Origin of the sequence: Catellatospora sp. NPDC049133 (assembly GCF_040648455.1) — a bacterium.
Lineage (GTDB): Bacteria > Actinomycetota > Actinomycetes > Mycobacteriales > Micromonosporaceae > Catellatospora > Catellatospora aurea.
This window is the reverse complement of the sequence record NZ_JBEZDT010000051.1, coordinates 1-12,242: the sequence shown is the minus strand read 5'-3', so window position 1 is coordinate 12,242 and position 12,242 is coordinate 1. Positions and strand designations below refer to the sequence as shown.

Genomic DNA, 12,242 nt, shown 5'->3' with positions numbered 1-12,242 from the left:
TGAGTTCAAGTGCACTTGAACTTGCAGGCTACTCCCATGACGGTGCTGGATGTCGAGCCGCTGCTGCGGCGGTTGACCGGGGACGAGAAGCACGCGCCGAGCGCGTTCTCGACCCTGGACGTGCTCTGGGTGCTCTACGACCGGGTGCTGCGGGTGGACCCGCACCGGCTCGACGACGCCGACCGGGACCGGTTCCTGCTCTCCAAGGGGCACGGACCGGCCGCCTACTATGCGGTGCTCGCCGCGAAGGGCTTCTTCCCGGACGACTGGCTCGACGATCTGGCGGGTGCGGACAGCCCGCTCGGCCACCACCCGGACCGGCTGCGCGTGCCCGGCGTGGAGATCAGCTCCGGCTCGCTCGGGCACGGCCTCGGCCTGGGCGTGGGCACCGCGCTGGGCCTGCGAGCCCAGGGCCGGCTGGAACCGAGGGTGTACGTCCTGCTCGGCGACGCGGAACTCGACGAGGGCAGCAACCACGAGGCGATCGCGTACGCCGGCGCCACCGGCCTCGACACGGTCACCGCCATCGTGATCGACAACCGGAGCGCCTCCCATGGCTGGCCGGGCGGCATCGCGTCCCGGTTCGCGGTGCACGGGTGGACGGCGGTCACCGTCGACGGGCGCGACCACGACGCCGTCGAGGCCGGGTTGGGCCAGGCCAGGGAAGGCGCGCCGCACGTGGTCGTGGCGGTCGTCGAGACGAAGGGGAGTTGATCATGAGGCAGGCGTTCATCGACACCGCCACCGCGCTGATCGAGGAGGACCCCCGCACCGCCCTGGTGCTGGCCGACATCTCGGTCTCGGCCTTCGAGGAGGCGAAACTCAAGCACCCCGACCGGATCCTCAACGTCGGCATCCGCGAACAACTCATGATCGGAGTCGCGGGCGGCCTGGCCCTGACCGGGCTGCGCCCCATCGCCCACAGCTACGCGACCTTCCTGGTCGACCGCGCCTACGAGCAGATCAAACTCGACCTGGCCCACCAGGGCACGGGCGCGATCCTGGTAAGCGTCGGCGCGTCCTACGACGGCTCCTCCGCCGGATACACCCACATGTCACCGATGGACGTGCAGCTCATCGACACCCTGCCCGGCTGGACCGTGCACGTCCCCGGCCACCCCGGCGAGGTCCCACCCCTGCTCACCGCGGCGACGCTGCACGACGACCCCGTCTACCTGAGGCTGTCGACCCAGACCAACGACATCGCGTACGCCGACGCGTCCCTCCTGCGCCCCGTGCGCCACGGCACGAAGGCCCTGGTCGTGGCGGTCGGCCCGATGCTCGCCCCCGTCCTCGAAGCGACCCGGGGCTTGGACGTCACCGTGGCGTACACCCACACCCCCCGCCCCTTCGACACCACCGGCCTACGCGCCCTGGCCCATTCCGGAAACGTCGCCCTGATCGAGCCCTACCTGGCCGGCACCTCGGCTCACGCGGTCTCCGCGGCCCTCGCCGACCGCCCCCACCGCCTCCTCAGCCTCGGCGTGACCCGCCGCGACCTCCATGGCTACGGCACCCCCGCCGACCACGCCCGCCACCACGGCCTCGACCCCTCAACCCTGCGCACCACCCTGACCACCTGGCTCCCCTGACCCCGCCCCAAAGCAAGATCGCGACGATCTTGCGGGAACTGTCGGGGAGATGGCCTGTTCGGGCGTGTCGTCCCCGCAGCTTGCGCAAGATCGTCGCGATCTTGGTGGTGCGGTGGTGAGAGGAGCGGGGTTTAGCCGCGGGTGTGGGAGCCGAGCATGTGGACCTGGCCGGTGCCCTCGATGATGTCGCCGACGTGCCAGCATTCGACGCCGCGGCCGGTGAGCAGGGCCATGGCGCGGTCGGCGTCGGCGGCGGAGACGACGGCGAACATGCCGACGCCCATGTTGAAGGTCGACTCCAGGTCGTGCTGGTCGATGCGGCCCTTGCGCTGGATCAGGTCGAAGATGGGCTGGGGGGCCCAGGTGGAGCGGTTGACCGTCGCGTCCAGGTGCTTGGGGAGGACGCGGACCAGGTTGCCGGGGATGCCGCCGCCGGTGACGTGGGCGAAGGCGCGGACGTCGCACTCGGCGATGAGGCTGAGGCAGTCCTTGGCGTAGATCTTGGTCGGGGTCAGCAGCTCCTCGCCGAGGGTGCGCTGGTCGCCCAGGTCCTCGATGACCGAGTCGAGCTTGAGGCGGGCCTGGCCGAGCAGCACGTGGCGGACCAGGGAGTAGCCGTTGGAGTGCAGGCCGGAGGAGCGCATCGCGATGACCACGTCACCGGGCTGCACCCGCTCGGCGCCGAGGATCATGTCCTCCTCGACGACACCGACACCGTTGGCCGAGAGGTCGTACTCGTCCGGGCGCATCAGGCCGGGGTGCTCGGCGGTCTCGCCGCCCAGCAGCGCGCAGCCGGCGTACCGGCAGCCGTCGGCGATGCCCGCGCCGATCTCGGCGATCCGGTCCGGCACGACCTCGCCGCAGGCGATGTAGTCGAGCAGGAACAGCGGCTCCGCGCCGCACGCGACGAGGTCGTCGACGACCATCGCGACCAGGTCGATGCCGACCGTGTCGTGGATGTTCATCTGCTGCGCGATGGCCAGCTTGGTGCCCACGCCGTCGGTCGACGAGGCCAGCACCGGGCTCTTGTACTTGGCGGTGTCGAGCTTGAACAGGCCGGAGAAACCACCGAGCCCGCCCAGGACCTCGGGCCGGTGCGTACGCGCGACCTTGTCCTTCAGCATCTCCACGGCCTTGTCACCGGCGTGGATGGACACGCCCGCGTCGGCGTAGGTCACGGTGCGGCGGCGGTTGGTGCTGCCCTCCGCCGTCCACAGCTGACGGTTCCCGTTCTCCGGTTGCCCGGACACGGGGCGCTCGGTCACGTGGGTCACGGTATTTCTCCTCTTTGTGCGCGGCACCGTTCAGGGAAGGGTCGGTGGTGCCGTGACGAGTGGTACTAAGACCGGCTCAGCTCCGTGGACGGGGCTGCGGCCTGGTCGCCGCTGAGCTCGTCGGACTCGACCCGGCGGCCGACCCCTTCGAGCACGTGCTTGCCGATCAGGTTGCTGGCCGGCAGCTTGATCGGGTATTCGCCGTCGAAGCAGGCCCGGCACAGGCGGTTCTTCGGCTGCTCGGACGCAGCGATGAGCCCTTCGAGCGACACGTAGCCGAGCGAGTCGGCACCGATGGAGCGGCGGATGCCCTCCATGTCCATGCCGTTCGCCAGCAGTTCGGCGCCGGTGGCGAAGTCGATGCCGTAGAAACACGGCCACTTCACCGGCGGAGAGGAGATGCGCACGTGCACCTCCAGCGCGCCGGCCTCGCGCAGCATGCGCACGATGGCGCGCTGCGTGGTGCCGCGCACGATGGAGTCGTCGACCACGACGAGGCGCTTGCCCCGCACGTTGTCGCGCAACGGGTTGAGTTTGAGGCGTACGCCCAGCGCGCGGATGGTCTGGGAGGGCTGGATGAAGGTGCGCCCGACGTAGGCGTTCTTCATCAGGCCCTGGCCGTAGGGGATGCCGGAGGCCTCGGCGTAGCCGATCGCGCCCGGGGTGCCCGACTCGGGCACGGGGATGACCAGGTCGGCGTCTACCGGGTGCTCGGCGGCCAGCTTGCGGCCGATCTCCACCCGGGTCGAGTACATGTTGCGGCCGTTGATGGTCGCGTCCGGGCGGGCCAGGTAGACGTACTCGAACAGGCAGCCCTTGGGGTCCGGGGCGGCGAAGCGCGAGGAGCGCAGCCCGTACTCGTCGATGGCGATCAGTTCGCCGGGCTCGACCTCGCGGACCACGGACGCGCCGACGATGTCCAGCGCCGCCTGCTCGCTCGCGACGACCCAGCCGCGCTCCAGGCGGCCCAGCACCAGCGGCCGCACGCCGTGGTGGTCGCGCGCCGCGTAGAGGGTGTTCTCGTCCATGAAGACAAAACTGAACGCGCCCTCGACGGTCGGCAGCACCTCCATCGCGGCGGCCTCGACCGACAGGTCGGGGTGGCCGGCCAGCAGCATCGTCACCAGGCTGGTGTCGTTGGTGGAACCGCGGCTGTCCATGCCGAGGTCGGCGGCGCGGCGGGCCAGGTCGGCGGTGTTCACCAGGTTGCCGTTGTGCGCCAGCGCGATCGTGGTGCCCGAGCTGGTCGACTGCAGCGTGGGCTGGGAGTTCTCCCAGGTCGAGTCGCCGGTGGTCGAGTAGCGCGCGTGCCCGATCGCGAGGTGCCCGCGCAGGCTGGCCAGGGTCGGCTCGTCGAAGACCTGGGCGACCAGGCCGACGTCCTTGTAGACCACCACACCGGAACCGTCGCTGACCGCGATGCCGGCGGCCTCCTGGCCGCGGTGCTGCAGCGCGTACAGGCCGAAGTAGGTGAGTTTGGCAACCTCTTCACCAGGGGCCCAGACACCGAAGACGCCACATGCGTCTTGCGGGCCTGGCCGGTGGGGGTCGAGTTCGTGGCTCAACCGGCCGTCGCCTCGGGGCACCCTGTTGCTCCTTGCGCTTGTCGCTTCAGTAGCTGGCTGGATGCCCTGCTCGGTGAGCCGGCATCGGTGGTGTGTGTCGGCGTCCGGCGGGGATCGCCGCCGCAGCTCAGTGTACGTGACCCGGCGGGGTGGGCACCCCGGTGGCCGGGCTGTGTGCTACGTGACTGAATAACGGAACCGCAGGCCGGATGGCTACACGATCGGGAAGAAAGCACTGATGTCGGAACGAATGCCACTCGCCCGAATCCGCCCATCCGCCACCGCCGAGGCCCAATCCACCCGTCCGGCGGCGAGCTGAAGAAAAGTGACCGGATCGGTCTCGACGAGGTTCGGTGGCGTTCCTCTCGTGTGCCTCGGCCCCTCGACGCACTGAATCGCGCCATAAGGAGGAACCCGCACCTCCACCGAACGGCCAGGCGCCGTGGCCGCAAGATGTGCCAACAATGCCCTAACCGCATCGCGGAGCGTCAAACGTTCCGGAGTCCGGCCGTTGGCCAGGCAGTCCAGGGCGGTGCTGACGGCGGGGGAGATTTCCGGCGAGGGGGACATAAGCGGACGATACAAGATGACTGCGGCTCACTTTGTGGCGGCCCTGGGTCGCGCAATCCTTGCTTCGCAAGGCATAGTTGCGGTCGGTGTATTCCCGCAGCGCCCCCCACACCCCGATCGCTGTGGGATATCGAGGAGCTTGGAAGGCGGTGGCCGTGACTACCCAGCGACGGTCCTGGTTGGCACGCGTCGGAGTGGTAGCGATGGTGTCGCTCGGCACACTCGTCGGAGTCTCCGCTCCTGCGCACGCGGCACCCAGTGTCAGCGAACTTTCGATCTCGCCTGGCTCTATCACGATTGACGCCGGCAGCGACGAAGTTGTGCAGGTCAACGCAAAGTCCGAGGATCCCGCGGGTGGCCCGGTGAGCGTTACTCTCGCCAGTCTTCCCTCGGGGCTCAGTAAGGACGGCGACTGCGTCATCACCTTCGAGTCTGGAGGTGGCTCGGGCAACGCGAAGTCGGGTTCGTGCAATCTGAAACTGAAGGCGTCGTCCAACGCGCCGTCGGTCGCGGGTGACGCTGTCACGGTCGTGCTGGGTAACCAGTCGAAGACGCTGAGCGTCACGATCAAGGGCTCCACCCAGCAGGCGCCGGAGACCACCGGCAAGATCTCCGGCATCGTCCGTGACCAGAAGACCGGTGACCCGATCAGCGGGGCGCTCGTCGCGCTGTCCGACGACAGCGGCCGGAACTTCCCGACCAAGACGACGGGCTCCGCGGGCACCTTCACCTTCACCCCCACGGCTTCGGTTCCGATCGAGCCCGGCCTCATCGTCATCACGGTCCAGAAGGACCCGTACAAGATGAAGTCCGTCTCGGTGAACCTGGGCCCCGGCCAGTCGAAGACCGACATCAACGTCTCGATGGTGGACGTGAACGCCACCGCCTCGCCGACGGCGGAGTTGACGCCGACCGCCGAGGAGAGCGTCGTCCCCGAGGAGTCGGGTGAGGGCGGCGAGACCGTCGAGACCGATACGGCCTCCAACAACGAGGAGGACTCAGGTCTCGGCACGATGACCTGGGTCATGATCATCCTGGGTGGCCTGCTCGTCGCCCTGGGCATCGGCGCGATCGTGCTGCTCGTGATGAAGCGCGGCAACGACGACGATGACGACGACGACGACGATGACGACGACGACGACGAGCCGGTGCGCGGCCGCCCGGTGCGTCCCGCGGCCCAGCCCGCTCGCGCGGGTGCCGGAGCCGGCGTCTACGGCGGCGGTGGCGGTGGCGGCGCGTACGGCCGCCCGGCCGACCCGACCATGGTGGCCCGCCCCGGCGGTGCCGACGCGACCGTGATGCACCGCCCCGGCGAGTACGGCGGCGTGCCCGCCCAGCGCGGCCCGCAGCAGCCCTACGGCGCCCCGGCCCAGCCGACCCAGCAGTACGGCGGCGGCTACGGCTCGCCCGCCCAGCCGACCCAGCAGTACGGCGGCTACGACGCCCCGGCCGGCGGTGCCTACGGCGGCTCCCCGGTCGCGCCGACCTCCGGTTACGGCAGCCCGGCTCCGACCTCCGGTTACGGCAGCCCGGCTCCGACCTCCGGCTACGGCAGCCCGGCTCCGACCTCCGGCTACGGCAACCCGGCTCCGACGAGCGGTTACGGCAGCCCCGCGCCGACGTCCGGTTACGGCGGCAACGACGCCTACAGCTCGACTACCCCGACGTCCGGCTACAGCGGCGGCCAGCCCAGCTACGACCAGGGCTACGGCCAGCAGGGCGGTTACGGCCAGCAGCAGGGTTACGGCCAGCAGGGCGGCTACGGGCAGCAGCAGGGCGGCTACCAGGGCCAGTACGACGAGCCCACGCACTACGCGGGCCCGACGTCCGGCGGCAGCTCCTACGACCAGCAGGCCGGCTACGGCCAGCAGCAGGGCTACGGCCAGCAGGACTCCTATGGGCAGCAGCAGCAGGGCGGCTACGGCCAGCAGGACCCGTACGGCGCCCAGCAGGGCGGCGGTTACGGCCAGCAGCAGGGCGGCGGTTATGGCCAGCAGGACCCGTACGGTGCCCAGCAGCCGGGCTACGGCCAGCAGCAGGACCCCTACGGTGCCCAGCAGGGCGGCGGTTACGGCCAGCAGGACCCCTACGGTGCCCCGGGCGGCGGTTACAACGACGACCGCCGCAGCAACCGGGACAACCGCCGGCTCGACTGGCTCGACGACTGAGCACCGGCCATCGTGAACGACGGACGCCCCCCGGAATCTCCGGGGGGCGTCCGCGCGTGCGGGGACCTCTCCGCGGCGTGTCAGGGTGCACGAGGTGGGAGAGGGGAGACAGGAGTCGGCGCGGTTTGCTGGAATGGTCGGGTGGCCACCGTCAACGGCATGCGCGGGGTGTCCCGCGTGCCGGCATATGTGGTGATGCAGCCCACGACCCTGTGCAACCTGGACTGCGTCTACTGCTACCTGCCCCTGCGCGCCCAGGACCGCCGGATGCCGATCGAGGTGGCGCGTGCCGTGGCGACCGACGCGAACGCCTGGGCGGCTCGCGACCGCTTCTCGGTGGTGTGGCACGGGGGTGAGCCCCTGGCGGCCGGCAGGGACCATCTGGGGGCGCTGATGGCCCCGTTCGGCCCGGCCGTGGAGCAGCACGTGCAGACCAACGCGACGCTGCTCGACGACGCCTGGTGCGAGTTCTTCGCCGCGCGCGGGGTGCGGGTGAGCGTGAGCGTGGACGGGCCGGAGGAGTTCAACACGGGCCGGGTGTCGCGTGCGGCGCGGCCCGCGTACGACCGGATCGCGCAGGGGATCGCGACGCTGCGCCGGCACGGCCAGTCCTTCGCCGCGCTGTGCGTGGTGGGCGACCCGCGGCCGGGCGTGGCGGCCCGGCTCTACGAGTACTTCCTGGAGCTCGGCTGCGACACGCTCGGCATCAACATCGAGGAACGCGAGGGGGTCAACGAGCGTCCGAACTCCCATGATCCGGAGTCGGTGCGGGCGTTCTGGGCCGAGCTGGTCGCGGCGTGGCGGGCCGACCCGCGGATCCACGTCCGCGAGCTGGAGTGGAGCCTGCGCTACCTGGGCGCGGTGCTGGACGGCACGTCGGGCGACCTGCTGCCGGCTGAGCTGGACCCGATCCCGACCGTCGGCCACGACGGCGCGGTGGTGCTGCTCTCGCCGGAGCTGGCGGGTTTCCACGACCCGGAGCACGGCGACTTCAGCAGCGGCAACGTGCTGCACACGCCGCTGTCGTCGCTGCTGGCCGAGCCAGGGCGCACGAGCTGGGTGCCGGAGTTCCTCACCGGGGTGGAGGCATGCCGCGACACCTGTGCGTACTTCGGCTTCTGCGGCGGCGGGCACGCCGCCAACAGGTACTTCGAGCACGGGCGGTTCGACGGCACGGAGACCGAGCACTGCCGCAACAGCAAGATCAACCTACTGGAGGGAGTGCTCGACCATGTCCGACACCCTTGATGACCGGATCCGCGACGCGCGCGGCGAGCTGGCTCCCCTGCTGGAGGAGGCCCGCCTGGCGAGGCTGGCCCGTTCCGAAGTGCCAGGCGCAGACAGCAGCGCCGTCTGCGCCTGGAACCACTTCGAGAACATCCCGACCTTCTTCAACTGGAACAACCGGCCGCGCTGAGGCGGCGGTCGTTCAGGAAGTCAGCGGCGGGGGGTCCAGTCCTTACCGTCGTCGTCGTCATCGTCGTCGACGGCATAGTTCCCGTACGGGTCGTACGGGTCCGGCTCGTCGTCGTCTCGCTGGTCCTCGACAACAGCACTGCCGCTGCCGCTGCTGAGCTCGCTACCGGCAAGCTCGCGCTGCAAGGCGGCGAGGTCGGTGTTCGGGGAGTGGTACTTCAACTCCCGGGCCACCTTAGTCTGCTTGGCCTTAGCTCGGCCGCGCCCCATGGCCGACCCCCTCGCACATGAATGACGGGGCTACCCGAAGGCGGGCCCCGATGACGTCAGACATCTCTCGTGGGTCATACGGTACATGGGAGGAGGCCACTTCGGCATCTCGGGTTACCGGGTGTCTGGCGGCACATCGGAACCTGTCCGTTTTATTACTGGTAAGGAGTATATCGCTCCCCAGTAATAACGGCCCAGCTCTCTCACCAGCGCGGCGACCCGTTCTTGATCGCGAAAGTCGCCTGGCAATCGGGCGAAAGACTGCTCAGGATGCGCACGATTACCAGGCGACTCGAATGATCTAGGTTCGGCGTGGCGCTAGATCCGGATGGTGCGCAGGCGGCCGACCTCGGCCATGCGCTGCTCGGCGAGGCGGTCGGCGGCGCTCGCCGGCGAGATGCCCTCGGTGTCGGCCAGTTCCAGGATCCGCTTGGTGGTGTCGTAGATCTTGGTGGCGCGCAGCTTGGCCCGGTCGAAATTGAAGCCGTCGATCTCGTCGGCGACCTGGATCACACCGCCCGAGTTGACCAGGTAGTCGGGCGCGTACAGGATGCCGCGGTCGACCAGGAGCTTCTCGATGCCCGAGTGGGCGAGCTGGTTGTTGGCCGCGCCGGCGACGATCTGCGCCCGCAGCGCGGGCACGGTGTCGTCGTTGAGCGCGCCGCCCAGGGCGCAGGGCGCGTAGACGTCGATGTCACTGGTGATCAGCGCGGTCGCGTCGGCGACCAGGCCCACCTGCGGGTAGGTCGCCTTGGCCCACTCCAGCGCCTTCGGGCTCACGTCGGTGGCCACCACCTCCGCGCCGTCCTCGATCAGGTGCGCGACCAGGTACTTGCCGACCTTGCCCAGGCCGGCCACGCCGACCCGCTTGCCCTTCAGCGACGGGGTGCCCCAGCGGTGCTCGGCCGCGGCGCGCATGCCCTGGAAGACGCCCCAGGCGGTGAGGATCGACGAGTCGCCGGCGCCGCCGTACTCGACGCTGCGGCCGGTGACGTACTTGGTCTCGCGGGCCACGACGTCCATGTCCTGCACGTAGGTGCCGACGTCGCAAGCGGTGTAGTAGCGCCCGCCGAGGGACTGCACGAAGCGGCCGTACGCGCGCAGTAGCTGCTCGGACTTGATCTGATCCGGGTCGCCCCAGATGACCGCCTTGCCGCCGCCCAGGTCGAGCCCGGCGAGGGCGTTCTTGTACGCCATGCCCCGGGACAGGTCCAGCACGTCGTGCAGGGCCTCCTCCTCCGAGGCGTACGGGTAGAAGCGCGTGCCGCCCAGGGCGGGCCCCAGCGCGGTCGAGTAGATGCCGATGATCGCTTTCAGGCCGCTGGCCCGGTCCTGGCAGAACACGACCTGTTCGTGACTGCCGTCGGTGAATACGCCCACTGCTGGCTCCAAGGTGACGACGATGGCCCTTGTGAGGCCCATCCTGCTCGGTCTGACGGAAAGTGGCTCGTCCCGTCGAGCTGCCCTCCAGCAGCTCGCCAAGCGACTCCCCACCTTCCGCCGAGGGGTTGGGGCACGCCGCGGTAGCGACGCTCCCGCTGACAGCCTAATCGTGGGAGGATCGCGAGGTGCCGTCACAGTTCGCCGCGTACCTGAGGGTCTACGAGCCGCTCACCGCGTTCGCGCCGGAACGTGAGCGTTTCTGGCGCCGCTACGTGGACGAGGGGCGCGCCGTCGGGCTGTCCGACGGGCCCGGCCGGCAGCGGGCGACCGTGCTGGAGGCGCTCGGCGCGGGCTGGTCGCGCCTGCCCGACCTGCCCGATGAGGCGTACGTCATGCAGGGGCTGACCGGCCAGACCGACGTGACCTTGGTCTGCCCGTGGAACCTGCGGGTGCGGGTGGCCGAGGCGGCGCTGCAGGCGCGCGACGGGGTGCCGCAGGTGCTGGCCGACGCGTTCGTGCCGCCGGTGCTGGTGGACCTGGCGCAGACCGTGGTCGAGCAGACCCGCGCCGAGGACCGCATGCACGAGCAGGTGGCCACCTGGGGGGTGCCGCTGCGCTGGTTCGTGCTGGTCTCCCCCGCGGAACGGGACCTGGTGCTGGAGCCGTCCCGGCGGGTGCTGCGCTACCGGACCGAGATCGGCAAGGCTCGGCAGCGGGCGCACAAGGGGCTGCGGGTGCTGCGTCGGACCCTGGGCGACGTGCCCATCACCGACTCGCTGCGGGAGACCGCCCGCTGGCTCGAGTCGTTCCACCCGGGCTCGGTGGTCGAGCTGGACTACGGCGGCCTGACCGGGCTGCTGTCCGAGGACGCGCTGCGTGACGACGACTCGGTCGAGCTGGTCGCCACGGGGTTGGCCGGGCTGGAGCGCGAGGACGGCGACGCCGCCACGGCGGCGTATGAGCAGCTCGTGCAACGGTGGCGGGCAGTCCAGTTGATGGAGCGCAGTAACTGACGGTGAGTAGTTTTCAGGTCACTTGCAGTGATCGAAAGCTATGAAATTACTGTCTTCATCCGCTAAAAGCAGACATGTCGTTCATTCATCATCCGTCCATCCACGGACCTTCACCCGTTCGGCCCATGTCGGACATCGGGGACTAGCCGGACTATGGGTAGCGCGTTGGCCGGCGGGACCCCGGCCTACGTCTATAGGTACTTGTGGAGGAGACCGCATGGCGTCGCGTACGCACGAACCAGAACCCCTGCTCACCCCGGCAGAGGTCGCATCGATGTTCCGCGTCGACCCGAAGACGGTGACCCGGTGGGCCAAGGCGGGCAAGCTCAGCGCGATTCGCACGCTGGGCGGCCACCGTCGCTACCGTGAGTCGGAGGTGCGTGCTCTGCTCCAGGGTCAGATCCCGCACCAGCGTCAGGGCGACTGAGCCGCACAACCGGAGGGCTGAAGTCCTCCTACATACCCCCCATGGCCAAAGCTCCGCCACGCTGCCCCCGCAGCGGGACGGAGCTTTGGTCATTTCGGGTCAGGGGACGAGCGCTCCGTCGCGGAGCGTGACGACCCGGTCGGCCATCTCCATGAGCGCCGCGTCGTGGGTGGCGACCAGTGCGGTCATGCCCCGGGCGTGGACCAGGGCGCGGAGCAGGTCCATGATCTGGCGGCCGGTCTCGGAGTCGAGCTGGCCGGTCGGTTCGTCGGCGATGAGCAGCTGCGGGTCGTTGGCCAGCGCGCGGGCCACCGCCACGCGCTGCTGCTGGCCACCGGACAGCTCGTAGGGCCGCTGGTTGGCGTGCCCGCCCACCCCGACCAGCTCCAGCAGCACCGACACCCGCTGGTCCCGCTCGGCCGGCGGCACCTTCGCCAGCCGCAGCGGCACGCCCACGTTCTCCGCCGCCGACAGGATCGGCACGAGCCCGAACGACTGGAACACGAACCCGATCACGTCCCGGCGCAAAGCGACCAGCTGCGCCTCGGCCGCCGAGGTGATCTC

General features: G+C 70.0%; 13 protein-coding genes. 7 read left to right on the top strand and 6 right to left on the bottom strand.

Going from position 1 to position 12,242, the window contains the following annotated elements:
* The first annotated feature begins 36 nt into the window (after positions 1-36).
* Both AB0B35_RS38035 and AB0B35_RS38030 read left to right on the top strand, forming a co-directional pair.
* Positions 37-714: a transketolase gene (locus AB0B35_RS38035; RefSeq protein WP_361055545.1), complete on the top strand. Its 678-nt coding sequence runs from the start codon at positions 37-39 to the stop codon at positions 712-714.
* A 2-nt stretch (positions 715-716) separates the two neighbouring features.
* On the top strand, positions 717-1,592 hold the full coding sequence (locus AB0B35_RS38030; protein WP_361055542.1) for a transketolase: 876 nt from the start codon (positions 717-719) through the stop codon (positions 1,590-1,592).
* Positions 1,593-1,723: 131 nt separating this feature from the next.
* Here the strand turns inward: AB0B35_RS38030 and purM are convergent, their stop codons facing one another.
* From purM to AB0B35_RS38015, 3 genes are all read right to left on the bottom strand, one after another.
* A complete protein-coding gene (purM, locus tag AB0B35_RS38025) occupies positions 1,724-2,866 on the bottom strand; it encodes a phosphoribosylformylglycinamidine cyclo-ligase (RefSeq protein ID WP_361055539.1) in 1,143 nt (380 codons plus the stop codon).
* A 65-nt stretch (positions 2,867-2,931) separates the two neighbouring features.
* The gene (gene purF, locus AB0B35_RS38020) at positions 2,932-4,452 is read right to left on the bottom strand and encodes an amidophosphoribosyltransferase (RefSeq protein ID WP_360523016.1); all 1,521 of its coding nucleotides are present in this window, start codon (positions 4,450-4,452) and stop codon (positions 2,932-2,934) included.
* Between the two features lie 192 nt (positions 4,453-4,644).
* The gene (locus tag AB0B35_RS38015) at positions 4,645-5,001 is read right to left on the bottom strand and encodes a sterol carrier family protein (protein WP_361055536.1); all 357 of its coding nucleotides are present in this window, start codon (positions 4,999-5,001) and stop codon (positions 4,645-4,647) included.
* 362 nt (positions 5,002-5,363) lie between these two features.
* Here AB0B35_RS38015 and AB0B35_RS38010 point away from each other — a divergent pair, with 362 nt between their 5' ends.
* From AB0B35_RS38010 to amcA, 3 genes are all read left to right on the top strand, one after another.
* Positions 5,364-7,169: a carboxypeptidase regulatory-like domain-containing protein gene (locus tag AB0B35_RS38010; RefSeq protein ID WP_361055533.1), complete on the top strand. Its 1,806-nt coding sequence runs from the start codon at positions 5,364-5,366 to the stop codon at positions 7,167-7,169.
* Positions 7,170-7,328: 159 nt separating this feature from the next.
* Positions 7,329-8,417: a cyclophane-forming radical SAM peptide maturase AmcB gene (gene amcB / locus AB0B35_RS38005; protein WP_361055656.1), complete on the top strand. Its 1,089-nt coding sequence runs from the start codon at positions 7,329-7,331 to the stop codon at positions 8,415-8,417.
* On the top strand, positions 8,401-8,586 hold the full coding sequence (gene amcA / locus AB0B35_RS38000) for a multiple cyclophane-containing RiPP AmcA (RefSeq protein ID WP_361055530.1): 186 nt from the start codon (positions 8,401-8,403) through the stop codon (positions 8,584-8,586). The genes amcB and amcA overlap by 17 nt, the downstream gene beginning before the upstream one ends.
* 20 nt (positions 8,587-8,606) lie before the next feature.
* On the opposite strand, the gene AB0B35_RS37995 is transcribed toward amcA, so the two are convergent.
* Both AB0B35_RS37995 and AB0B35_RS37990 read right to left on the bottom strand, forming a co-directional pair.
* Positions 8,607-8,855 carry a DUF3073 domain-containing protein gene (locus tag AB0B35_RS37995; RefSeq protein ID WP_203697521.1) on the bottom strand — a complete coding sequence of 83 codons (249 nt, stop codon included), beginning with the start codon at positions 8,853-8,855 and terminating at the stop codon, positions 8,607-8,609.
* Between the two features lie 318 nt (positions 8,856-9,173).
* A complete protein-coding gene (locus tag AB0B35_RS37990) occupies positions 9,174-10,235 on the bottom strand; it encodes a Glu/Leu/Phe/Val dehydrogenase (protein ID WP_360524102.1) in 1,062 nt (353 codons plus the stop codon).
* Between the two features lie 188 nt (positions 10,236-10,423).
* On the opposite strand from AB0B35_RS37990, the gene AB0B35_RS37985 reads away from it, so the two are divergent.
* Both AB0B35_RS37985 and AB0B35_RS37980 read left to right on the top strand, forming a co-directional pair.
* On the top strand, positions 10,424-11,251 hold the full coding sequence (locus tag AB0B35_RS37985; RefSeq protein ID WP_361055527.1) for a hypothetical protein: 828 nt from the start codon (positions 10,424-10,426) through the stop codon (positions 11,249-11,251).
* A 217-nt stretch (positions 11,252-11,468) separates the two neighbouring features.
* A complete protein-coding gene (locus AB0B35_RS37980; protein ID WP_020522548.1) occupies positions 11,469-11,678 on the top strand; it encodes a BldC family transcriptional regulator in 210 nt (69 codons plus the stop codon).
* 99 nt (positions 11,679-11,777) lie between these two features.
* Here AB0B35_RS37980 and AB0B35_RS37975 read toward each other — a convergent pair.
* On the bottom strand, positions 11,778-12,242 hold a 465-nt coding region (locus AB0B35_RS37975; RefSeq protein ID WP_361055524.1), incomplete at its 5' end, for an ATP-binding cassette domain-containing protein.

Bases quoted from the DNA above. Each gene is read 5' to 3' on its own strand.
- AB0B35_RS38035 (WP_361055545.1), top strand. From the start codon at position 37: ATGACGGTGCTGGATGTCGAGCCGCTGCTGCGGCGGTTGACCGGGGAC.
- AB0B35_RS38030 (WP_361055542.1), top strand. From the start codon at position 717: ATGAGGCAGGCGTTCATCGACACCGCCACCGCGCTGATCGAGGAGGAC.
- AB0B35_RS38015 (WP_361055536.1), bottom strand. From the start codon at position 5,001: ATGTCCCCCTCGCCGGAAATCTCCCCCGCCGTCAGCACCGCCCTGGAC.
- amcB (WP_361055656.1), top strand. From the start codon at position 7,329: ATGCGCGGGGTGTCCCGCGTGCCGGCATATGTGGTGATGCAGCCCACG.
- amcA (WP_361055530.1), top strand. From the start codon at position 8,401: ATGTCCGACACCCTTGATGACCGGATCCGCGACGCGCGCGGCGAGCTG.
- AB0B35_RS37995 (WP_203697521.1), bottom strand. From the start codon at position 8,855: ATGGGGCGCGGCCGAGCTAAGGCCAAGCAGACTAAGGTGGCCCGGGAG.
- AB0B35_RS37980 (WP_020522548.1), top strand. From the start codon at position 11,469: ATGGCGTCGCGTACGCACGAACCAGAACCCCTGCTCACCCCGGCAGAG.